The 21,247-nt window shown below is 72.8% G+C and carries 19 protein-coding genes; 9 read left to right on the top strand and 10 right to left on the bottom strand.

The window, feature by feature from the left end:
• The first annotated feature begins 22 nt into the window (after window positions 1-22).
• Window positions 23-1,588 carry a cellulose binding domain-containing protein gene (locus O3X23_RS27045; protein WP_269274172.1) on the top strand — a complete coding sequence of 522 codons (1,566 nt, stop codon included), beginning with the start codon at window positions 23-25 and terminating at the stop codon, window positions 1,586-1,588.
• 34 nt (window positions 1,589-1,622) lie between these two features.
• Here O3X23_RS27045 and O3X23_RS27040 read toward each other — a convergent pair whose 3' ends face one another.
• Complete coding sequence (locus O3X23_RS27040) at window positions 1,623-3,635, bottom strand: acetoacetate--CoA ligase (RefSeq protein WP_269274171.1); 2,013 nt, start codon at window positions 3,633-3,635, stop codon at window positions 1,623-1,625.
• A 222-nt stretch (window positions 3,636-3,857) separates the two neighbouring features.
• Here O3X23_RS27040 and O3X23_RS27035 point away from each other — a divergent pair, with 222 nt between their 5' ends.
• Window positions 3,858-6,221 (top strand): glycoside hydrolase family 31 protein, encoded by a 2,364-nt coding sequence (locus tag O3X23_RS27035; protein WP_269274170.1) that lies wholly within the window; start codon window positions 3,858-3,860, stop codon window positions 6,219-6,221.
• Window positions 6,222-6,263: 42 nt separating this feature from the next.
• Here the strand turns inward: O3X23_RS27035 and O3X23_RS27030 are convergent, their stop codons facing one another.
• Complete coding sequence (locus tag O3X23_RS27030; RefSeq protein WP_269274169.1) at window positions 6,264-6,797, bottom strand: NUDIX domain-containing protein; 534 nt, start codon at window positions 6,795-6,797, stop codon at window positions 6,264-6,266.
• Between the two features lie 130 nt (window positions 6,798-6,927).
• Here O3X23_RS27030 and O3X23_RS27025 point away from each other — a divergent pair, with 130 nt between their 5' ends.
• Window positions 6,928-7,698 carry a M15 family metallopeptidase gene (locus O3X23_RS27025; RefSeq protein ID WP_269274168.1) on the top strand — a complete coding sequence of 257 codons (771 nt, stop codon included), beginning with the start codon at window positions 6,928-6,930 and terminating at the stop codon, window positions 7,696-7,698.
• Here O3X23_RS27025 and O3X23_RS27020 read toward each other — a convergent pair.
• The 4 genes from O3X23_RS27020 to O3X23_RS27005 form a co-directional block, all read right to left on the bottom strand.
• Window positions 7,608-8,915: an adenylosuccinate synthetase gene (locus O3X23_RS27020; protein WP_269274167.1), complete on the bottom strand. Its 1,308-nt coding sequence runs from the start codon at window positions 8,913-8,915 to the stop codon at window positions 7,608-7,610. The genes O3X23_RS27025 and O3X23_RS27020 overlap by 91 nt on opposite strands.
• A gap of 105 nt (window positions 8,916-9,020) precedes the next feature.
• On the bottom strand, window positions 9,021-10,019 hold the full coding sequence (locus tag O3X23_RS27015; RefSeq protein WP_269274166.1) for a hypothetical protein: 999 nt from the start codon (window positions 10,017-10,019) through the stop codon (window positions 9,021-9,023).
• A 50-nt stretch (window positions 10,020-10,069) separates the two neighbouring features.
• Window positions 10,070-11,092, bottom strand: a complete 1,023-nt coding sequence (locus O3X23_RS27010) for a molecular chaperone DnaJ (protein ID WP_269274165.1) — start codon at window positions 11,090-11,092, stop codon at window positions 10,070-10,072.
• Entirely contained in the window at window positions 11,089-11,952 is an 864-nt protein-coding gene (locus O3X23_RS27005; RefSeq protein WP_269274164.1) for an NUDIX hydrolase, read from the bottom strand. Before O3X23_RS27005 ends, O3X23_RS27010 begins: the two co-directional genes overlap by 4 nt.
• Before the next feature lie 104 nt (window positions 11,953-12,056).
• On the opposite strand from O3X23_RS27005, the gene O3X23_RS27000 reads away from it, so the two are divergent.
• The 5 genes from O3X23_RS27000 to glpK all read left to right on the top strand — a co-directional run bounded on the left by O3X23_RS27000 (window position 12,057) and on the right by glpK (window position 16,627).
• The gene (locus O3X23_RS27000; RefSeq protein WP_269274163.1) at window positions 12,057-12,410 is read left to right on the top strand and encodes a DUF962 domain-containing protein; all 354 of its coding nucleotides are present in this window, start codon (window positions 12,057-12,059) and stop codon (window positions 12,408-12,410) included.
• 115 nt (window positions 12,411-12,525) lie between these two features.
• Window positions 12,526-13,011, top strand: coding sequence for a Zn-ribbon domain-containing OB-fold protein (locus O3X23_RS26995; protein WP_269274162.1), 486 nt, complete (start codon window positions 12,526-12,528; stop codon window positions 13,009-13,011).
• Window positions 13,008-14,195 (top strand): lipid-transfer protein, encoded by a 1,188-nt coding sequence (locus O3X23_RS26990; RefSeq protein WP_269274161.1) that lies wholly within the window; start codon window positions 13,008-13,010, stop codon window positions 14,193-14,195. The genes O3X23_RS26995 and O3X23_RS26990 overlap by 4 nt, the downstream gene beginning before the upstream one ends.
• Window positions 14,196-14,345: 150 nt before the next feature.
• Window positions 14,346-15,077: an MIP/aquaporin family protein gene (locus O3X23_RS26985; RefSeq protein WP_269274160.1), complete on the top strand. Its 732-nt coding sequence runs from the start codon at window positions 14,346-14,348 to the stop codon at window positions 15,075-15,077.
• Window positions 15,078-15,094: 17 nt separating this feature from the next.
• Window positions 15,095-16,627: a glycerol kinase GlpK gene (gene glpK / locus O3X23_RS26980; protein WP_269274159.1), complete on the top strand. Its 1,533-nt coding sequence runs from the start codon at window positions 15,095-15,097 to the stop codon at window positions 16,625-16,627.
• 9 nt (window positions 16,628-16,636) lie between these two features.
• On the opposite strand, the gene O3X23_RS26975 is transcribed toward glpK, so the two are convergent.
• The 4 genes from O3X23_RS26975 to O3X23_RS26960 are packed head-to-tail and all read right to left on the bottom strand — an operon-like array spanning window position 16,637 to window position 20,567.
• A complete protein-coding gene (locus tag O3X23_RS26975) occupies window positions 16,637-17,245 on the bottom strand; it encodes a GTP-binding protein (protein WP_269274158.1) in 609 nt (202 codons plus the stop codon).
• Window positions 17,226-17,618: a DUF742 domain-containing protein gene (locus O3X23_RS26970; RefSeq protein WP_269274157.1), complete on the bottom strand. Its 393-nt coding sequence runs from the start codon at window positions 17,616-17,618 to the stop codon at window positions 17,226-17,228. The genes O3X23_RS26975 and O3X23_RS26970 overlap by 20 nt, the downstream gene beginning before the upstream one ends.
• A gap of 31 nt (window positions 17,619-17,649) precedes the next feature.
• Window positions 17,650-18,072: a roadblock/LC7 domain-containing protein gene (locus O3X23_RS26965; protein WP_250974712.1), complete on the bottom strand. Its 423-nt coding sequence runs from the start codon at window positions 18,070-18,072 to the stop codon at window positions 17,650-17,652.
• On the bottom strand, window positions 18,069-20,567 hold the full coding sequence (locus tag O3X23_RS26960; protein ID WP_269274156.1) for a sensor histidine kinase: 2,499 nt from the start codon (window positions 20,565-20,567) through the stop codon (window positions 18,069-18,071). Before O3X23_RS26960 ends, O3X23_RS26965 begins: the two co-directional genes overlap by 4 nt.
• 270 nt (window positions 20,568-20,837) lie before the next feature.
• Between O3X23_RS26960 and O3X23_RS26955 the strand changes: the two genes are divergently transcribed.
• On the top strand, window positions 20,838-21,230 hold the full coding sequence (locus tag O3X23_RS26955; protein ID WP_331283954.1) for a hypothetical protein: 393 nt from the start codon (window positions 20,838-20,840) through the stop codon (window positions 21,228-21,230).
• Window positions 21,231-21,247 lie beyond the last annotated feature (17 nt).

Raw genomic sequence — 21,247 nt, 5'->3', positions numbered from 1 at the left:
TACAGACCTATGGGAGTCCAGTATGCGAAGATCCCTCACGCTCGTCCTGGCACTGCTCGGGACGCTCCTCGCGTTCCTCACCCCGCCCGCCGCCGCGGCGGGCGGGGTGTCGGCGGCGTTCTCCAAGACCTCGGACTGGGGCTCGGGCCACCAGGCCCAGTACCGGATCACCAACGGCTCCACCTCCACCCTGACCGGCTGGAAGGTCGAGTTCGACCTCCCGGCGGGCAGCAGTGTCGGCAGCTACTGGGACGCGCTGCTCACCAAGAACGCCTCGCACCACACGTTCACCAACCGCGAGTACAACGGCACCCTGGCCCCCGGCGCCTCGGTGGTCTTCGGCTGGGTCGCCGCCGGCTCGGGCACCCCGGCCAACTGCCTGCTGAACGGCGGCTCCTGCGACGCCGGCCCCGCCGACACCACGGCTCCCTCGGTGCCCGGCGGCGTCACTGTCGGCTCGCCCACCGGCTCCTCCCTCACCGTGCGGTGGACGGCCTCCACCGACAACTCCGGTTCGGTCGCCGGGTACGAGGTCTCGCGCGACAACGCCGCACCCGTGGCCGTGAGCGGCACCTCGTACACCGCCACCGGGCTGCAGCCCATCACCGGTTACACCTTCCGGGTCCGGGCCAGGGACGCCGCGGGCAACACCTCCGCCTACAGCGCGGCCGTCGGCGGCACCACGACCACGGGCGGCGGCGGCCCCGGTCCGGGCTCCGTGCACACGGCCCCGTATGTCGACATGGGTGCCTGGCCGACGCCGAGCATGCCCGCCATGGCCTCGGCGAGCGGGCTGAAGAGCTTCACCATGGCGTTCATCACCGCCTCGGCCTGCAAGGCCATGTGGTTCAACGCCTACGACCCGCGCGCCGGTTGGGCCAAGGACCAGGTCGACGCCATCCGCGCGGGCGGCGGCGACGTGAAGATCTCCTTCGGCGGCGCATCCGGGGCGGAACTCGCCCAGGCCTGCTCCACCGTCGACTCGCTGTACGCCGAGTACGACGCCGTCGTCACGGCGTACGGCCTGACGTACGCCGACTTCGACATCGAGGGCGCCGCCACCGCCGAGCCCGCCTCCATCAGCCGCCGCTCGCAGGCGCTGGCCAGGCTCCAGCAGGCGCACCCCGGGCTGCGGATCTCCCTGACCCTGCCGGTGCTGCCCGAGGGACTGACGGCGGACGGCATCAGCATCGTCAGGTCCGCGCGCGACGCGGGCGTCACCCTCGACGCCGTCAACGTCATGGCCATGGACTACTACCGCGCCACGGACTACGGTGATGCGGCCGTCCAGGCGGCGCAGAGCACCCAGGCACAGCTCAAGGCCCTGTACCCCGCCAGGACGGACGCCCAGTTGTGGGCGATGACCAGCGTCACCCCGATGCTCGGCCAGAACGACGACGGGCACATCTTCGACCAGGCGGACTCCCGGCAGCTCGTCGCGTTCGCCCAGGCCAGGCACCTGGGCATGCTCGGCTTCTGGGAGGAGACCCGCGACCGCAACGCCTGCAACGGCGCGTTGTACCTGTGCACCAACGTCCCGCAGGCGCCCTACGAGTTCTCGAAGATCTTCGCCCAGTACACCGGGTGAGGGCGGCGCCGGGGGGGGTCCCCCACGGCACTCGTCAGGAGGCGCGGCGGTCCTGGGCCAGTCGCTCGTAGAAGCGCAGCGCCTCGATGTCGTCGACGGAACCGGGGTTGACCGTGCTGTCGAGGGCCGCGCCCTGCATCAGGCGCTTGACGGGGACCTCCAGGCGCTTGCCGGTGAGGGTGTGCGGCACCGCGGGGACGGCGATGACCTCGTCCGGGACGTGGCGCGGGGAGAGTTCGGCGCGGATCACGTCCTTGATGCGGCCGCGCAGCGCTTCGTCGAGCCCGGCGCCCGGCGCGAGGTGGACGAAGAGCGGCATCCAGTAGCCGCCGTCCGGCAGCTCGACGCCGATGACGAGCGACTCGCGGATCTCCGGGAGGCGTTCGACGGCCTCGTAGATGTCGGCGGAGCCCATCCGGACGCCCTGCCGGTTGAGGGTGGAGTCGGAGCGGCCGTGGATGATGACGGTGCCACGCTCGGTGATGGTGATCCAGTCCCCGTGCCGCCACACGCCGGGGAACATCTCGAAGTAGCTCTCGCGGTAGCGGGTGTCCCCCGGGTCGTTCCAGAACCGCACCGGCATCGACGGCATCGGGTTGGTGACGACCAGCTCCCCGACCTCGCCGGTGACCGGCCGGCCCGACCCGTCCCAGGCCTGCAGATCGGTGCCCAGGCTCGCCGCCTGCAGCTCCCCGATGTGGACGGGGAGGGTGGGCACGCCGCCCGCGAAGCAGCTGCACACGTCGGTGCCGCCACTGACGGACGCGATCCAGACGTCCTCCTTGACCTCCTCGTGGATCCAGCGGAACCCGTCGGGCGGCAGCGGTGACCCCGTGGAGGCGACGCACTTGACCGCGGAGAGGTCGAAGTCGCGGCCCGGCCGGACCCCGGCCTTGCGGCAGGCCATGACGTAGGCGGCGGAGGTGCCGAAGACGGTGGCACCGGTCCGCTCGGCGATCCGCCACTGCGCGCCGGTGTCGGGGTGGCCGGGGCTGCCGTCGTAGAGCACGACGGTGGCACCGGCCAGCAGGCCCGACACCAGGAAGTTCCACATCATCCAGCCCGTGGACGTGTACCAGAAGAAGCGGTCGCCGGGACCGAGGTCCATGTGCAGGCCGGTCTGCTTGAGATGCTCCAGCAGGATGCCGCCCTGGGACTGGACGATGGCCTTGGGCAGGCCGGTGGTGCCCGAGGAGTACAGCACCCACAGCGGATGGTCGAAGGGCACCTGCTCGTACGCGGGCGCGGTGTCGTCCGACACGACGTCGTCCCACTCCAGGGCGCCTTCGGGCGCCTTGGAGCCCAGCAGCGGGATGTGGACGACGGCGCGCAGCGAGGGCAGCTCGGCCCGCAGTTCGGCGACGCTGTCCGTCCGGTCGTGCTCCTTGCCGCCGTAGCGGTAGCCGTCGACGGCGAACAGGACGACGGGCTCGACCTGCTGGAAGCGGTCCAGGACGCTGCGGGCGCCGAAGTCCGGGGCGCAGGAGGTCCACACGCCGCCCACCGCGGCGGTCGCGAGCAGCGCGACGACTGCCTGCGGGATGTTGGGCAGATAGCCGCTCACGCGGTCGCCGGGAGTGACGCCGAGGGCGCGCAGCCGGCCCGCGACGGAGGCGACCTGCCGGCTCAGTTCGGCCCAGCTGGTCTCGCCGGTCCCGGGACGTTCATCCAGGTGGACCAGTGCGGGTGTGTCGGCGCGCTCGGGGTCCAGGGCCGGACGCAGCGCGTGCTCGGCGTAGTTCAGCGCGGAGCCGGTGAACCACTGGGCGCCCGGCATGGAGGCGTCGGCGAGCACGGCCTCGTAGGGGGTGGAGAACCGTACCTGGAACCACTCCGCGACGGCTCCCCAGAACACCGCCGGCTCACGCACCGACCAGGCGTGCAGCGCCCGGTAGCTCGCAGCCGGGTCCGCGGGGTCCCCGGCCGGGGCGCCGTGCCGTTCCGCGGCCCAGGTCTGGAAGTGGGTGACCCGCGCGCCGGCGACCCGCTCGGGGCCGGGGGTCCACAAGGGCTCCGGGGCGTGGGCGGGCTCGGTCGTGGTGCTCATGGGGCGGCTCCCGGACGGTACGGCGACGTCGCTTTGTGTGCGGCTGGACCCTGCGCGGGCGGAATGTCCTGCGGCAGGGCTGGGCAGGACGATGCCACGTGATCGTCTCCGACGCCAGGGCGGGGCCCCCACAACGGGGAGTGGCGCGATGTGGTGCACCTACAGGTGAACACCGGTTGAACGCGCGGTACGGCGGTAGGGAGCAGTGGAAGGGTGGTCGCCATGGATGCTCGGGACCTGGTGCGGTCGGTACGGATGGTCGGGTCCGCGAACGGCCTGCGCACGCTGCGGTCCGCGTGGCGGCGGCAGCGCACGGACGGGCGGGACCTGCCGCGGCGGGGGACGGAACGGGCCCGGGTGCCCGGGCCCGCGCTGGGGATGGAGCCGCTGCCGGGCGGCGGGGTGGTGCGGTTCACCCGTTCGACACTGCGGGTGCGGGTCGCGGTGGGCGGCGCGGTGTTCTGCGGATGGGACGGGGCCGAGCCGGAGCCGTCGTACGCGCTGGCCGGGGACGGACCGCCCGTCGACACCCGGGTCGAGCTGGAGCGCGACAGGACCGGGGACGGCTGGCGGGTGGTGTCGGAGCGGGTGACGGTCCTGGTCTCCCGCCACGGAGCGGTGGAGTTCCGCACCCCGGGCGGTGTGCTGCTGCGGCGGGACCTGCCGCCCCGCTGGTGGGATCCGGCGGGGCGGCAACCGGGTGACCGCACCCGCTGGGTGCAGCGCTCGGAGACCGCCGCGGACGCGTGCGTGTTCGGTCTGGGCGGCCGGTCGTCGGGACCCCGGCTGCGGGAGGGCTCGTACCGGCTGTGGAACACCGACCCGGGCGGTTCCTTCGGCCCCGGCGACGACCCGCTGTACATCACCATGCCGGTGCAGATGGTGGTCGCGGACGCCAGTTGCCATCTGGTCTTCCACGACAACACCTGGGACGGCCGGGTGACGTTGCGCGACGGCGAGGAGGGCGCGGGCTCCGGGCACGACCGGCCCGGCGGCTGCGAGCTGCGGGTCGACGGCGGACCGCTGCGCTACTGGGTGCTGACCGGCTCGCCGGCCCGGATCCTGGCGGGCTGGACGGCGCTGACCGGGCGGCCGGCGCTGCCGCCGCGCTGGGCCCTGGGCCACCAGCACTCGCGCTGGGGGTTCAACGACGAGCAGGAGGTCCGCAGGATCGCGGCGGGGTACCGGGAGCGCGGACTGCCGCTGTCGGCCCTGCACCTGGACATCGACCACTACGACGGCCACCGGGTCTTCACCGTGGACCGGGAGCGGTTCCCCGACCTCCCCGGGCTCGCCGCGGACCTGCGGCGCGACGGGGTACGGCTGGTGTCGATCGTCGACCCGGGGGTGAAGGCGGAGCCGGGCAACCCGGTGTACGACAGCGGGACGGCCGCCGGGGCGTTCGTACGGGACGCCCGGGGCCAGGAGGTGCGCGGCATGGTGTGGCCGGGCGAGGCGGTCTTCCCGGACTTCACCGACGCCCGGGCGCGCAAGTGGTGGGGCGCCCTCTACGCGGAGCGGCTGGCCCAGGGCTTCGCCGGGGTGTGGCACGACATGAACGAACCGGTGTCGTTCACCGCGTTCGGCGAGCCGACCCTGCCGCGCTCGGCCCGGCACGCCCTGGAGGGCCGCGGCGGCGACCACCGGGAGGCGCACAACGTCTACGGGCTGGCCATGGCCCAGGCCGGCTACGAGGCGCTGCGGGAACTGGCGCCGGACGCCCGGCCGTTCCTGTTCTCCCGCTCCGGCTGGGCGGGGATGCAGCGGTACGGCGGGACGTGGTCGGGCGATGTGACCACCGGCTGGCCCGGACTGCGGGCCTCGCTCTCCCTGGTGATCGGCCTGGGGCTGTGCGGGGTGCCGTACTCGGGGCCCGACGTCGGCGGGTTCACCGGATCGCCGTCCCCCGAGCTGTATCTGCGCTGGTTCCAGCTCGGCGCCTACCTGCCGTTCTTCCGCACCCATTCGGCGATCGCGGCGGGACGGCGCGAACCGTGGGGGTTCGGGCCGGAGGTCGAGGAGCACGCGACGGCCGCGCTGCGCGAGCGGCGGCGGCTGCTGCCGTACTTCGACACCCTCGCCCACCTGGCGCGTCGTACCGGCGCCCCGTACGTGCGGCCGCTGTGGTGGAACGATCCGGAGGACCGCGGGCTGCGCGGCTGCGGGGACGCCTTCCTGCTGGGCGACGCCCTGCTGGTGGCACCCGTCATGGAGCGCGGCTCGGTCACCCGCGCGATCCGGCTGCCGCGGGGACGCTGGTACGACACCGCGACCGGCGCCGCGTACGAGGGGCCGGGCCAGATCCTGCTGGACGCGCCGCTCGGCCGGATCCCGGTGCTGGCGCGGGCCGGCGCAGTCCTGCCGGTGGCGGGCGACGACGGCACGGTGGAACTGGAGGTGTGGGCCCCGGCCGCGGGGCGCACGGGCGGCGGGATCGTGTTCACCGACGAGGGGGACGGCTGGGCCGCGCCGCTGGTGGAGCGCTTCACGTCGCGGCTGGTCGACGGGCGGGTCGTGGTGGAGCGCTCCACCGGCGGCGGGGACGAGGTGGGCCACCGGGTGCGGGTGCGCGGACTGCCGGAGTGAAGGGGTGACGGGGTGGCGGTCGCCGGGACGGTTCGGGCGTGATCAGGGCCGGGTGGCGCGTCCGTCGTACTCGCCGTCGAACCATCGGTGGACCGCGAGGGTGTGCAGCGGGAAGGCCAACTCGGCCGGCGCGCGCAGCACTTCCCAGCCCTCGGTCTCGTCAGTGGGGACCGACGCCGGGAGGCCGGCCGCCTCCCGGAGCGGCAGCAGGCCGAAGACGAGCAGGAAGCCGCCCTCCGGGTCGGTGAGGGTGTCGGCGAGCACGGGGTCGGCCGCCGCCGCCGCGATCCCGGTCTCCTCGGCGAGCTCGCGGACCACGGCCTGCTCCCACGTCTCACCGTGGTCGATGAAGCCGCCGGGAAGGGCGAGCAGTCCGCGGCCCGGCTCGATGGTGCGGCGGATGACGGCGAGTCCGGTGCCCGTGCCGTCGCGGACCGGGAGCAGCGCGATCGCGACCGGAAGCGGGTTGCGGTAGGCGGTGGATCCGCAGGCGGCGCAGGTGCGCGGCCAGTCGGCGGCGGGGGCGAACGCCGTTCCGCAGTAGGAGCAGTTGGAGTCCTTCTCGCGACGGGGCACGCCGGGACTGTATCCGATCACTCCGCCCGGGGGCACTTGTCCGCGCCCCCGATCCGCGACACTGTTGCGCGTCGACGACCGCGCTCCGCCGACCCGCTCCCCCGACATCCGTCCGACCGCTGGAGGATTCATGCCACGACTCACGACCGTGCTCCGCACCCTCGCCGTCTCCGTCGCCACGCTGATCGCCGTCACCGCGGGTACCGCCGCCGCACCGGCGCAGGCGCGTTCCGGGGACGGCGGAGGAGGCGGCGGGCCCAAGGCCCCCAAGGCGTTCGTGGCACTGCGGGACATCGACCCGACGATCCAGCAGGAGATACGCTACTTCACCGCGCACAACTTCGTCGGGGTGCCCATCGACGGCTACCGGCAGCCGATCTGCCTGCTGACCCGGCCGGCCGCCGAGGCGCTGCACGCGGCCCAGGTGAAGCTGCTGCGCCGCGGGTACTCGCTCAGGGTCTACGACTGCTACCGGCCGCAGCGCGCGGTCGATCACTTCGTGGCGTGGGCCAAGGACCTCGACGACCAGCGGATGAAGGACGAGTTCTATCCGCATGTCGACAAGTCGCGGTTGTTCGAGGACGGGTACATCGCGGAGAAGTCCGGGCACAGCCGGGGCAGCACCCTGGACGTGACGATCGTGCGGCGCTCCGGCGGAAGTGTCGACATGGGGACTCCGTTCGACTACTTCGACACGCTCTCCCACACCCTGGACCCACGCATCCAGGGTGTGCAGCGGGAGAACCGCCTGCTGCTCAAGAGCACCCTCGAAGGGCTGGGGTTCGTCAACCTCGCCGAGGAGTGGTGGCACTACACGTACAAGCCGGAACGCTTCCCCGACACGTACTTCGACTTCCCGGTCTCCCGGCGGTCTCTGACGTCCGCGCACGTCGGCCCGTAGGACTCCAGCGCGACGGGTGCGGACAGCGCCTCGCCGACGGCGGCCGACCAGGCGTCCGGGTCGGCGCCGGGGGTCTCCCAGACGGCCGGCCTGGCCCCTGCCAGCCGGTCCGTCAGCTCGGCCTGCCTCGCGAGGTCGCCGGGGGCGCCGGCCGGGAGGCGTTCGACGAGCCGGCCGTCCATGCCGTAGGCACGGGCGATCCGCAGTCCCGGGCAGCGGGCGGGGGCGTCGAGGTGGGTGACGGCGAGGGCGTCCACTCCCCCGCAGACCTCGACGGCGTAGGCGTGCGCCACCGCGTCGAAGTGCCCGGTACGGAAGGCTCCCTGCCAGTGGCCGTGTCCGTTGTGCGGTTCCGGCAGCTCGCGCGCCAGTTCCGGGTCCTCGGTGACGAGCGGGCCGGGCCCGTGCCGGGTGGTGTAGGTGCGCACCACCCCCAGCCGCAGCGCCGTGCCCGCGCCGCCCGCCTCGGCCAGCAGCGTCTCGGCGTTGGCGAAGGTGGTCGTCGACCACGTCGTGTACGGGTGGAAGCCGTGCCACTCGTCGAGCAGCACGCCCTGCGCGCCCTCGAAGACGACCGGCCCCTCGGCCAGCAGCCGCGCGAGATACCCCTCGCCGGCCAGGGTCACGGCCCGGGCGAAGGCCGCGAACGCGTCCGCGCAGTGCTCGACGGGCGGCGCCGGCAGCCGCCCCAGCTCGTCGGACAACCGGTCGCGCAGCAGGGCGAGTTTGCGCAGCAGGCGGGGGCGGGAGACGCAGTCGCCCACCCGGGGCGCGTCCTCGGGGTGGGCGAGGGCGTACGCCGCGGTCTCGCCGATGCCCATGCCGCACGAGCCGTGCCGCTCCCCGCCGCGGGCCTGTTCGCGCAGCCGGTTGGCGGCCGCGTGGTACGGGGTGGTGAGCGCGGCGTCCCGGTCGACGGTCAGCAGCGAGAGCGGCTCCCGGACGCCGAGCGCGGTGAGGTGGTCCGCCTCGGCGGCCAGCGCGAGCGGGTCGACGAGCATGAAGCGGGACAGGTACGTGGGCGTCCCGTGCAGCGTGCCGGAGCCGAACTGGGCGAAGGTGTGGTGGCGTCCGTCGGGTGCGACGACGTTGTGCGCGGCCTGGGCGCCGCCGTTGAAGCGGACCACCGCCCGGACCGGCTCCGCCGAGCAGAGCCGGTCCACGACGGCGCCCTTGCCGGCGTCGCCGTAGCCGAGGTCGACGACGATGCTGTGCATTTTCCCCTCCGGGGTGGTTCGTTGGTCGCTTCCGCTTCCGCGGGGGCGCTTCCGCGCGGTGCGGCGCGGTGCGGTGCGGGGGTCGGGGGCGCGTCCCGGCTCACGTCACAGACGTGTTGTGCCTGCGGCTCCGGTGGTGGTCGCGGCGTCGATCAGGGGGGCGCCGGCGGCCGGGCCGGCGGCGCGGTCTCGGCCGATCGCGGCCAGGGCCTTGCCGACCGAGGCGCCCGCGTCGGAGCCGACGTCGTCGAGGTCGGCGAGGCCCTCCGCGAGGTCGATGGCCTCCTCGCCGAGGCCGATGGTGAGCGCGATCGTCTCGCAGACCGCGTCCAGGTCGTCGAGTTCGATGACGTTCTGGCCCAGCAGCTTGCGCCACAGGCCGAGGACCTCGGTGTTGCCGACGTACGAGGACCCGGCCGGCAGGATGTAGTACACGTCGAACTTCCGGCGCAGCTCGGCGATGATCGCGGTGATCGGGATGTCCTCCCGCAGGTCGTCGCCGATCACGTCGCGCACCTCGCGGGCCTTGACCTTGCCGTACGGCATCTCGTCGCCGATGAGGAACAGGTAGCCGCGCCGGCCGCGCTTCTCGTGGCAGTCGATGGAGGTGTGCCGGGCCATCGCGTACATGGCGAGCTCGTACGACTCGGTCATCTGCCCGCCACCGCCGCCCTCCAGCAGGATGTTGCCGAGGTCGGCGTCCATCCGGTTGTCGGACTCGAACTGGCCGAGCTGGAGCGGCACCCGGTCGCAGGTGGCGTCGCCCACCGCGCCGAAGAGGATCTGCGGGTGCTCGACGTAGCCCTTGCGGAGCAGCAGTCCGAACAGCTCGGGCAGTTTGGTCTGCAGCGTCTGCGGGACGGACCGCATCGAACCGGTCACGTCGAAGAGCACCGAGATGGCGACCGAGGCGGGGTGCTCCGCCGAGTCACGGCTCTCGCGGACGGTGAGGTCCTTGGGGTCCAGGGACGGGTGCGCCGTCCAGGAGCCGCGCGGGGCGGACGAGGTGACGTGGTCGCTGTAGGCGAAGGCGCCCGCGCCGGACGCGGCACGGTAGCGTGCGGCGGCGTCGTAGACATTGGTGGACCAGCTTCCGCTGCCCATGGTGTTCCCCCTTGGTGATGTGTTCGTGTGCGGTGTGGTGGTGCGGGTGGTCAGTTGGCCGGCATGGCGAACGGGCGGAACGTGCGCGGGCCGTAGAGCCGGTCCAGGAGCTCGTCCAGTTCGGCAAGCAGCCGCCACGCGTCGTGCGGCCGGCCCGCCTCGCCGGGGAGCGTGCAGCCCCGGACGAAGGCGGCGAGCGGCTTGGGGATGCGCTCCCCCATCAGCTGCTCCATGCAGCGCGCCGCGAGGTGGAGGTCGGTGGCTTCGGTGACGGGCCGCCGGTCGGGGATCTCGGGCGGGTACCGCTCGCGGTGCCGCTCGATGAGGACCGGCGCCGTGGTGCCGGTCGCGGTGGCGTAGCACCAGTCGACGAGCACCAGCCCGTGCAGGGCGGGGTGGATGAGGACGTGCTCGGGGAAGACCGCGCAGTGCACGAGTTGGGCCCGGTGTGCCCAGCCGAGGGCGACCAGCAGCCGGCGCCACATCCAGACGGCGTCCAGCGGGTCCAGGCCCCCGGGGTGCGCGGTGGCGACCTCGGCGAGGCTGTGGAAGCCGTCGAGCGGTTCGAGGGCGTTGACCCGGCGTTCGGTGCCGCCGGTGTCGCGGTGCCGGAACGTCTCGATCAGCCGGGGGGCGTAGGCGCGGTGGCGCGGTTCCCCTCGGGTGTCGAGCCGGGTCAGCACGTCGGCCTCGTGCTCGATCAGGTCGTTGTCGTACGGCCGCAGCGGGATCTTCAGCAGCGCGTCGTGCCGCGTCCCGTCGGCGCTCCGGTACGAGGCGCGGCGCAGGACGGCGAGGTCGCCGGTGGCCTGCGCGTCGCCGTCGCCGAGCAGGTATGTGTGGCGGCGGGTGGTCACGGTGACGGGCTCCAGGTACTCCTGCCAGCGCGCGGTCAGGTCCTGGAAGGCGGCCGAGGCCTCCGCCCGGCGGCCGGACGGCGCGGTGTCGGGGTGCAGGAGGCGGGCGAGCCGGCGGTGCAGTCGGGTGGCGGCGGACCGGTCCTCGGGGAAGCCGTGGCGCAGCGCGTCCAGGGCCTGGTCGAAGGTGTGGCAGCCGCCGCTGGTGAGGGTCATCGCACGGTCTCCTCGCGGTCCGGGCGCAGCAGGGCGGGGTGCAGGAGGCGGGCGTCGCCCGCACGGTAGAGCCGGGCGCGCGGGCCGCCGCGGGCGCTGCCGTGGGTGGCGGTGCCGCCGGTGGACTCGACGAAGCCGGGGACCGAGAGGACCTTGCGGTGGAAGTTGCCCGCGTGCAGGGTCGCGCCCCAGACGGCTTCGTACACGGCGCGCAGTTCGGAGATGGTGAACTGCTCGCCGAGGAAGGCGGTGGCCAGCGGCGTGTACTCGATCTTCGAGCGGGCGCGGTCCAGGCCGTCGGCGAGGATCCCTGCGTGGTCGAAGGCCAGCTCGGGGCCTGGGGGCCGGCGGCCGGGACCACCCCCGTGGGCCCCGGGCCGCCGGCCCTGTTCGTTGGGACGCCGGTCCGGCGCGTCCGGTTGCCAACCGGGTTCAACTTCTGCGACGGAGATCCATGCGGCGGCCGCGGCGTCGCTGCCGGCCCGTGCGTCCGGGAGGTCGGGAGCGAAGGCGAGGTGGGCGACGGAGACCACGTGCATCCGCGGATCGCGCTCCGGGCGGCCGTACGAACCGAGCTGTTCGAGGTGTACCCGGCCGAGCCCGTCGGCGGCGTCCAGACCGGTCTCCTCGGCGAGTTCCCTGGCCGCGGCCTGGTCGAGCGATTCCCGGCCGGCCCGGACGAAACCGCCGGGCAGCGCCCAGGCGCCCTCGAACGGCGGCGCGCCCCGGCGGACCAGCAGCACATGGAGGGCGCCTTCGCGCAGCGTCAGGGCGACCACGTCGACGGTCACGGCGATCGGGTCGAAGGCGCGCGGGTCGTAGGCGGCGAGGAAGCGGTCCTCCTCCTGCTGCGGTGCCATGACTGCCTCTCGTCGAGTTCTTCTCACATTGAGTAATTCTCTGTTCGAGAAGAACTTAGCACCGTCCCCTGACGGAGTCCAGGGATGAGGGCTAGCGTGCGGACATGACGCAGCGGACATTCGACTCGTTCGAGGATTTCTGGCCCTACTACGTGGCGATGCACTCCCGGGCCGCCACGCGCTGGGTGCACCTGACCGGAACGCTGACCGGCCTCGCGGTCACCGCGTACGGGCTGGCCCTGGGGCGCAAGCGGTATCTGGCGGCACTGCCGCTGATCGGCTACGGGACGGCCTGGCCGGCGCACTTCCTGATCGAGAAGAACAACCCGGCCTCGTTCGGGCACCCCGGCTGGTCGCTGCGCGGCGACGCGAAGATGATCGCGACGATGCTGGCCGGCCGGGACGCGGAGCTGGCCGACCTCGCGGCCAAGTGGCTCGCGGAGCAGCCGCGGGACTGACCCGGCCGCCGACGCGGTTCCCGGGGCGGGGCCCGAGCCCGGCCCCGCCATTCCCTCCCCCGCCCCGCCGTGGCAGACTCCTGACGAACCGTCAGATTCAAAGGGGAGGCGGCACGTGGCACGAGCGCGCAGACCTGTGGTGGCCGGCTGGTTCACCGAACCCGGCCCCAACCCGGCCGCCGGACCGGCCGCCGAGGGCACCGACGAGGACTTCCGGCTGATCGGCACCCGCTGCCAGGAGTGCGGATCGGTGTTCTTCCCCCGGGAGGACACCTTCTGCCGCAACCCGGCCTGCTCCGGCACCACGCTGGAGGAGACGCGGCTGTCCCGGCGCGGCCGTGTCTGGTCGTACACCGACGGGCGCTACCGCCCACCCGCGCCCTACGTCTCCGACGCCGGCCGGGAGTGGGAGCCGTACGTCCTGGTCGCCGTCGAACTCGCGGCGGAGCGCATGGTGGTGCTCGGCCAGGCCGCCCCTGGCACCGCCCTGGCGGACCTCGCCGTCGGCATGGAGGTCGAACTCGTCCCCGGCGTGCTCAACGAGGACGACGAGACCATCTGGACCACCTGGCACTGGAAGCCCCTGGGAGGCGGCCGATGACGCGCGACGTGGCAGTACTGGGCGCGGGCATGCACCCGTGGGGCAAGTGGGGCCGGTCCTTCACCGAGTACGGCGTGGCCGCCGCCCGCGCGGCCCTCGCCGACGCCGGGCTGGCCTGGACCGACATCCAGCTCGTGGTGGGCGCGGACACCGTGCGCGGCGGCTACCCCGGCTACGTCGCCGGAGCGACCTTCGCCCAGGCGCTGGGCTGGCAGGGAGCCAGGGTCACCAGCGTCTACGCCGCCTGCGCGTCGGGCGCGCAGGCCGTCAACGCCGCACGGGCCCAGATCCTGGCCGGGATGGCGGACGTCGCCCTGGTGATCGGCGCGGACGCCGCGCCCAAGGGCTTCTTCGCCCCCGCCGGCGGCAACCGCCCCGACGACCCCGACTGGCTGCGCTTCCGGGTGCTGGGCGCCACCAACCCCACGTACTTCGGCCTCTACGCCCGCCGCCGGATGGCCCTGCACGGCGACACCCTGGAGGACTTCGCCCAGGTCAAGGTGAAGAACTCGGCGGCCGGCGCCGCCAACCCCAACGCCCGCTACCGCAAGGCCGTCTCGGCCCGCGAGGTCGCCGCCTCCGCGGTCGTCGCGGACCCGCTGCGGCTGCTCGACATCTGCGCCACCTCCGACGGCGCCGCCGCGGTCGTGCTCTCCAGCATGGAGTTCGCCCGCCGGCACACCACGGACCCGGTGCGGATCCGGGCGGTCTCCACCGTCACCCCGTCCTACCCCAAGACCGTCCTGGACCTGCCGGACTTCGCCACCGACTCGGCGGCCGCGGTGGAGCCGCCCGCCCTGGGACTGCGCGCGTCCATCGCGGCGGCCGCGTACGAGGAGGCGGGGATCGGGCCGGCCGACCTGGACCTGGCCGAGGTCTACGACCTGTCCACCGCCCTGGAGCTGCAGTGGTACGAGGACCTGGCGCTGTGCGCGCCGGGCGAGGGCGCCAAGCTGCTGCGGGACGGCGCGACCGCGCTCGGCGGCCGGATCCCGGTGAACACCAGCGGGGGGCTGGCCTCGTTCGGCGAGGCGGTACCGGCACAGGCCATCGCGCAGGTCTGCGAGCTGACCTGGCAGTTGCGGGGCCGGTCCGGCGAGCGGCAGGTGCCGGGCGCCCGGGTCGGGATCACCGCGAACCAGGGGCTGTTCGGCCACGGTTCCTCGGTGGTGGCCGTGCGGTGAGCCGTTCGCGGCCTTGACGGTCCATCACGCCAGGAGAACACTGCCGGTGGTGCGCAAGGCCCACGGGAGGCGCTTTCCACCGCAGGCGATGTCGTGCGCCTCATCGATGGCACCAGCCCGGTCAGTGCAGCCTGCGCGAGGGAGACCGCCATGCATTCCAACGGGGACGTCTTCATCGGCGAGATCATCGGAACCGCGATACTGATCCTGTTCGGCGCGGGAGTCTGCGCCGCCGTCACCCTCAAGCACTCCAAAGCAAGGGCGTCGGGGTGGATCGTCATCGCCTTCGGCTGGGGCTTCGGGGTCCTCGCCGGGGCCTACACCGCCGGACCGCTCTCCGGCGGCCACCTCAACCCGGCCGTCACCCTCGGCATCGCCATCGACACCGGCGACTGGGACCAGACGCCGTACTACATCGGCGGACAGCTGATCGGCGCGGTCATCGGCGCGACCCTGGCCTGGCTGGTCTACTACGGCCAGTTCGCCGCCAACGACGGCCGGGACGAGGAGCCGCTGGGCACCCTCGGGATCTTCTCGACCGTCCCGGAGATCCGCGTCCCCTGGCAGAACCTCGTCACCGAGGCGATCGCCACCATGGGGCTCGTCCTGCCGGTGCTCGCCTTCCCCGGCAACCAGGGCCTGGGCGAGTCGGGCACCACCACGCTGCTCGTCGCCCTGCTGGTCGTCGGGATCGGCCTGTCCCTGGGCGGGCCCACCGGCTACGCCATCAACCCCGCCCGCGACCTGGGCCCGCGCATCGTCCACGCACTACTGCCCATCCCCAACAAGGGCACGTCCGAATGGGGTTACGCCTGGGTGCCGGTCGCCGGTCCGCTGATCGGCGGCGCGCTCGCGGGGCTCCTCTACAACGTCGCGTTCTAGCTCTCCGGGAGGCCGTCATGAGTGACCAGTCCGTCACGTACGTAGCCGCCATCGACCAGGGCACGACCTCCAGCCGGTGCATCGTCTTCGACACCGACGGCTCGATCGTCGCCGTCGACCAGCGCGAGCACCGCCAGATCTTCCCCCGGCCCGGCTGGGTGGAGCACGACGCCACCGAGATCTGGTCCAAGGTGCAGGCGGTGGTGGCGGGTGCGCTCGCCAAGGCCGGGCTGCGCGCCGACCAGCTCAGCGCGCTGGGCATCACCAACCAGCGGGAGACCACCGTGCTGTGGGACCGGGCCACCGGCCGGCCCGTGCACAACGCGATCGTCTGGCAGGACACCCGCACCGCCGCGCTCTGCGACGAACTCGGCGGCCAGGACGGCCAGGACCGCTTCCGCGAGCTGACCGGCCTGCCGCTGGCCAGCTACTTCTCCGGGCCGAAAGCGGCCTGGCTGCTGGAGAACGTGCCGGGGCTGCGGCGGCGCGCCGAGAACGGCGAGATCGCCTTCGGCACCATCGACTCCTGGCTGATCTGGAACCTGACCGGTGGCGTCGACGGCGGGGCGCACGTCACCGACGTCACCAACGCCTCGCGCACCCTGCTGATGAACCTGGAAACACTGCAGTGGGAGCCGTCGGCGCTCGCCGCGATGAACATCCCCGAGGCGATCCTGCCGGAGATACGTTCCTCCTCCGAGGTCTACGGCACCGCCGTCGGGCAGCTGGCGGGGGTGCCGGTGGCCGCCGCCCTCGGCGACCAGCAGTCGGCCGTCTTCGGGCAGACCTGCTACGAACCCGGCGAGGCCAAGAACACCTACGGCACCGGCAGCTTCCTGCTCCTCAACACCGGCACCCGGCCGGTGCCCTCCAAGAACGGCCTGATCACCACTGTGGGCTACCGGCTGGGCGGAGAGGCCCCGGTGTACTGCCTGGAGGGCTCGATCGCGATCACCGGGGCCCTGGTCCAGTGGTTCCGCGACCAGCTCGGCATCATCCGCTCCGCCGACGAGATCGAGGCGCTGGCCGCGAGCGTCGCGGACAACGGCGGCGCCTACGTCGTGCCCGCCTTCTCCGGCCTGTTCGCCCCGTACTGGCGCTCCGACGCCCGCGGCGTGATCACCGGTCTGACCCGCTACGTCACCAAGGCGCACCTGGCGCGGGCGGTGCTGGAGGCGACCAGCTGGCAGACCCGCGAGGTGGTCGACGCGATGTACCAGGACTCCGGGGTGCGGATCACCTCACTGCGGGTGGACGGCGGCATGACCGTCAACAACCTGCTGATGCAGCACCAGGCGGACGTCCTGGGGGTGCCGGTGATCCGGCCCGTCGTCGCCGAGACGACCTGCCTGGGCGCCGCCTACGCGGCAGGCCTGGCCACGGGCGTCTGGCCGGACCTGGACACGCTCAAGGCGCACTGGAAGCGCGACACCGAGTGGACCCCGGGCATGGACGAGCCGACCCGGGAGCGCGAGTACCGGCGCTGGAAGAAGGCCGTCGAGCGCAGCTTCGGCTGGCAGGACGAGGACAGCCAGGGCGACCGGCCCTGAGTCGCGTCATCAGGTGGCGGCGGGCTCCCTGCGGTCCGCCGCCACCTTCGCGGCGTGCTCGACCACAGTGATCAGCACCTGCTTGGCGGAGGCCCGGTCCCGCGCGTCGCACATCACGACCGGCACGTGCGGGTCGAGGTCCAGCGCGTCGCGGACCGTCTCGGTCGCGTGCTGGGTGGCGCCGTCGAAGACGTTCACGGCCACCGTGAAGGGGATGCCGCGCCGTTCGAAGTAGTCGACGGCGGCGAAGCAGTCCTCCAGACGGCGGGTGTCGGCCAGCACGACCGCGCCCAGCGCACCCTGCGCCAGCTCGTCCCACAGGAACCAGAAGCGGTCCTGGCCGGGCGTGCCGAACAGGTACAGCACCAGGTCCTCGCGGAGCGTGATCCGCCCGAAGTCCATGGCGACGGTGGTCGTGGTCTTGGCCTCGACCCCGTGGATGTCGTCGACCGGCCGGCCGGCCTCGCTCAGAGGCTCCTCGGTGCGCAGCGGCCTGATCTCGCTGACCGCCCCCACCAAAGTCGTTTTGCCGACCCCGAAACCGCCCGCGACCAGCAGCTTGAGCGCTACCGGATCAGGGGCGGACCTGCGGCGTCGGTCAGAGCGCCCGAAGCCCATTGATCACCTCTCGAAGAATGCTCTCGTCGACCAGTTCGGCCGGCGGAACAGGCATGCTGACGTGGACGAGTTCCGCGTCCAGCAGGTCGCCGACGAGCACGCGCACCACGCCCACCGGCAGATCGAGGTCGGCCGCCAGCTCGGCGACCGAGGTCGCCATCAGCTGGCAGCGGTCGATGATGTCGAGGTGCTCGGGCGACAGAGTGTGGTCGCCCTCGGCCGCCCCGTCCTCACCGTCCGGCTCGGTCATCACCAGGGCGATGAGGTCGAGTCGGCCTTCGGCGGCGTGGCTGGTGCGGCCACGAGTCATCGCGTACGGACGCACCACCGGGCCGGCGGCGTCGTCGTACCATCGGTCCTTTTCTGAAGTCATGTCACCCCGTACCCGTCATCAGGTCATGCCGTCAGCCGCTGAGCGCCGCGCCGCTGTCGGTGCGGGGCGCGGTGCCCAGGTGGGCGCCGACCCGCTTGACCAGCAGCGCCATCTCGTACGCCACCTGCCCGACGTCGGAGTCGGCGTCGGTCAGCACGGCGAGACAGCTGCCGTCACCGGCCGCGGTCACGAACAGGAACGCTTCGTCCAGCTCCACCATGGTCTGCCGGACCCCGCCGGCGTCGAAGTGCCGGCCGACGCCCTTGGCCAGGCTGTGGAAGCCGGAGGCGACGGCGGCGAGGTGCTCGGAGTCCTCCCGGGTCAGGCCGTCCGAAGCGCCGATCGCCAGGCCGTCGCCGGAGAGCACCAGGGCCTTGCGGATACTGGCCACGCGGGTGACCAGGTCGTCAAGGAGCCAGCTCAGCTCGCGTGTCGGGCTCGATGGTGCGGTCATCGACCGTTCCCCTCAGGAGTCGTTCTCGGTGCTGTGTGTTCGTCGTCCGGACCGTGCGGGCCGACGGTGTCTTCTGCGACGTCGTGTTCACGTCCGCGCTGCCAGCCGCGCTGCAGCGCGGCCATCCGGTCCCGCACCTCGTCGGCGGTGCGTTCGCGCGGTGCCCCCGCACCGGGCCGCGCCGCGGCACCGGTGTCCTGCGACGCGGATTCGACGCGCAGCTGCGGGGCGAGGTTGGCCTGCCGGACCCGCTTCGGCAGCAGGGCCGCCGTCGGTGCCGACGGTGCCGGCGGGCCGGACGGCTCCGCGGAGCGGGCGGCGGGGACGGTCGGCGGGGCGACCGGGCGGCCGCGGTCCGAGACCAGGACGGGGGCGGTACGGCGGCGGCGCGGCAGCGGCATCGGGTCGCCGTCACCGCCGTCGGGGCCGGGGCCGGGGACGTCGGGGGCCGCGTCCGGTACCTGGGCGTGCTCCCTGCTGTCGTCGCTCCTGGCGGTCTCCAGTCCCCATTGCCGGAAGGAGAGTTCGGTTCCCGCCGAATCCATGTCGATTTCCTCCGCCCCGAGGGCCCCGCCCAGACGGGTCGCTCCGGTGTCCTCACCCGCGTCGGTGAGCAGCGTGGCCGGGATGAGGACGACCGCGGTGGTGCCCCCGTACGGCGACAGGCGCAGGGAGACCCGGATGCCGTGCCGCTGGGCGAGCCGGCTGACCACGAAGAGGCCGAGGCGGTCGGTGTCGGACAGCTCGAACTCGGGGGTCTCGGCGAGCCGCAGGTTCGCTTCCAGCAGCGCGTCCGGGGTGAGTCCGAGGCCGCGGTCGTCGATCTCCAGCACGAAGCCGTTGGCGACGTGCTCGCCGTGCACCCGGACCGCGGTGTGCGGCGGGGAGAAGACCGCGGCGTTCTCGATGAGTTCGGCGACCAGGTGCGTCACGTCGGCGACGGCCGAGCCGGCCACCGCCAGCCGGGGCAGCCTGCGGACCTCGATGCGCTCGTAGTCCTCGACCTCGGCGACCGCCGCGCGCACCACGTCCATGAGCTGGATGGGCTTGCGCCACTGCCGGGAGGGCGCGGCACCGGAGAGGATCACCAGGCCCTCTGCGTGCCGCCGCATGCGGGTCGTCATGTGGTCGAGGCGGAAGAGGTCGGCGAGTTCCTCGGTGTCCTCGGTGCGCCGCTCCATGGCGTCCAGCAGGGTGAGCTGGCGGTGCAGCAGGACCTGGCTGCGGCGGGCGAGGTTGACGAAGACGTCGGAGACGCCGCGCCGCATGTCTGACTGGCGGACGGCCGCCTCGACGGCGGCGCGCTGCAGGGTGTTGAGGGCCTTGCCCACCTGCCCGACCTCGTCGTCGGTGTACTCCAGCCTCGGCACCTCGGTCTCGACGTCGACCTTCTCGCCGGCCGCGAGGCGGCGCATGACGCGGGGCAGCCGGGTGCCGGAGACCTCCTGTGCCTCCTTGCGCAGCCCGGACAGGTCGCGGATCAGGCTGCGGCCGATGCGCACGGAGACGAAGAGCGAGGCGATGACGGCGAGCAGGCCGGCTCCGCCGGCGATCCCCGCCATGATCAGCAGCTTCAGGGCATACGGCTCGGCGCGCTTCTTGTGCAGGTCGCCCGCCTGGTTGTTCAACCGGTCGAGCTCGGTCAGCGCGGTGGTCGCGGTCTCGAGCCAGGATGCCTGGTCGGCGACGCGCGGCGCGGTGGCGGCGCCCGCGGTCATGACGGAGTCCTCCACGGCGAGCAGCGCCTTGCCGTTGGCACCCCGCCAGAACTCGTCGTAGAGCGACCGCTCGTTCTCGGGAAGGAGCTTGAGGTTGTCGTCGAAGTAGTCCCGCTGCTCGGCGACGGCGAACGTGAAGGAGCGCATCTCCTGCGAGCTCATCCGGCCGGTGGTGATCGTCGCGGCCATCAGCGCGTCCTCGCGGCTGATCGCTTCGCGGGCCCGGGTGATGATGATGAGGGCGCGGCCCTGCTTGTCGATCTCCACGTTGTTCAGCGGGTTGAGCGCGTCGAGGAAGTCGTAGCAGGGATCGACCATCTCGTTGTAGGCGCCGAGCGCCTCGTTACGGGTGATGGTCTGGCCGTCGACCCGGGCGCGCAGTGCGGGCAGGTCCTCGAACCCCCGTGTCACGGCGTCCAGTCGGAGCTTGGCGTCGCCGCTGAGGTCGTCCCTGACGCCGGCGTCGGACGCGTTGGTCCGCAACTTGGCGAAAACGTTGTCGGTGGCCTGTTCCTGCCTGGCCAGCCCGGCCCTGAAATCCGACCGGCGGGGATCGGCCAGATACAGAATGGCGGCGCGCCGCTCCTGCTGGAGGGCCTGGACCGCGTCCTCGGTCGGATAGCCGACGTCGTTGACGAGGCGCTCGATGTCCAGCAGACCCCAGACCTCGCGGCCGGTGAGCGTGGCCGCGAATGCCCAGATGGCCGTGAGCGACACCAGCGGGATCAGCAGCAGCGCCACGATCTTCCGGCGGATCGTCGTACCGCGAAAGCGCATGGCCTCCCCAACGTCAGCCCCGTTCGCGGGGTGTTCGATCGCATGGAATCTGCGCGAGCCTACTACTGCCTCACAGGTAACTCGAAAGCCAGTCCGGTGGCTGGAGTACGTCGGCCAGATTTGACGATGGCTCGTTTTCGGGTTTAATCCGGGCAACACGGATGACATCGGGGTTCGGGTCACCCCGGTTCGGGCGCGATGCACCTTTGGCGCGAGTGGCCGGAAAGGTACTGCGGAATGTCGAGGGCGATTCGGGGGCAGTCACTTTCCATGGACACAGAACCCCTCTCCCTGTGGGTCGAAGATCCCGTCGGAACCCCGCGGATGGCCGATCCGGTCCGGGCCACCGCCGTCCGTGCCGCGCTGATCGCGTCCTTGACGCTGATAGAGGCGGTGATCACCACCCTGCTGACCTTCGGCGGGTCCTGGCTCTCCGCGCCGGCCATGATCTTCACGGTGGTCAGCGTGATCGTGGCCACCTGGGCCGTGCTGGACGTGTGGGTGACCCGCCAGGTCTGGAACCAGCGCAACGGCGTGGTCTCCAGCCCGAGCAGCGCCGCGCGTGCGCTGCGCCGGGAGCGGCGCAGAGCACGGCGCCGGGAGCGGACCACGGCGAAGCCGAAGCCGCGCGGGCACATACCGGGGTCGCTGTCGCGGGCCTGAACCACGGCTCCCGGGGC

The sequence above is a fragment of the Streptomyces sp. H39-S7 genome (assembly GCF_027158205.1).
Taxonomy (GTDB): Bacteria; Actinomycetota; Actinomycetes; order Streptomycetales; family Streptomycetaceae; genus Actinacidiphila.
This window is presented reverse-complemented; position numbering and strand designations above follow the sequence as displayed.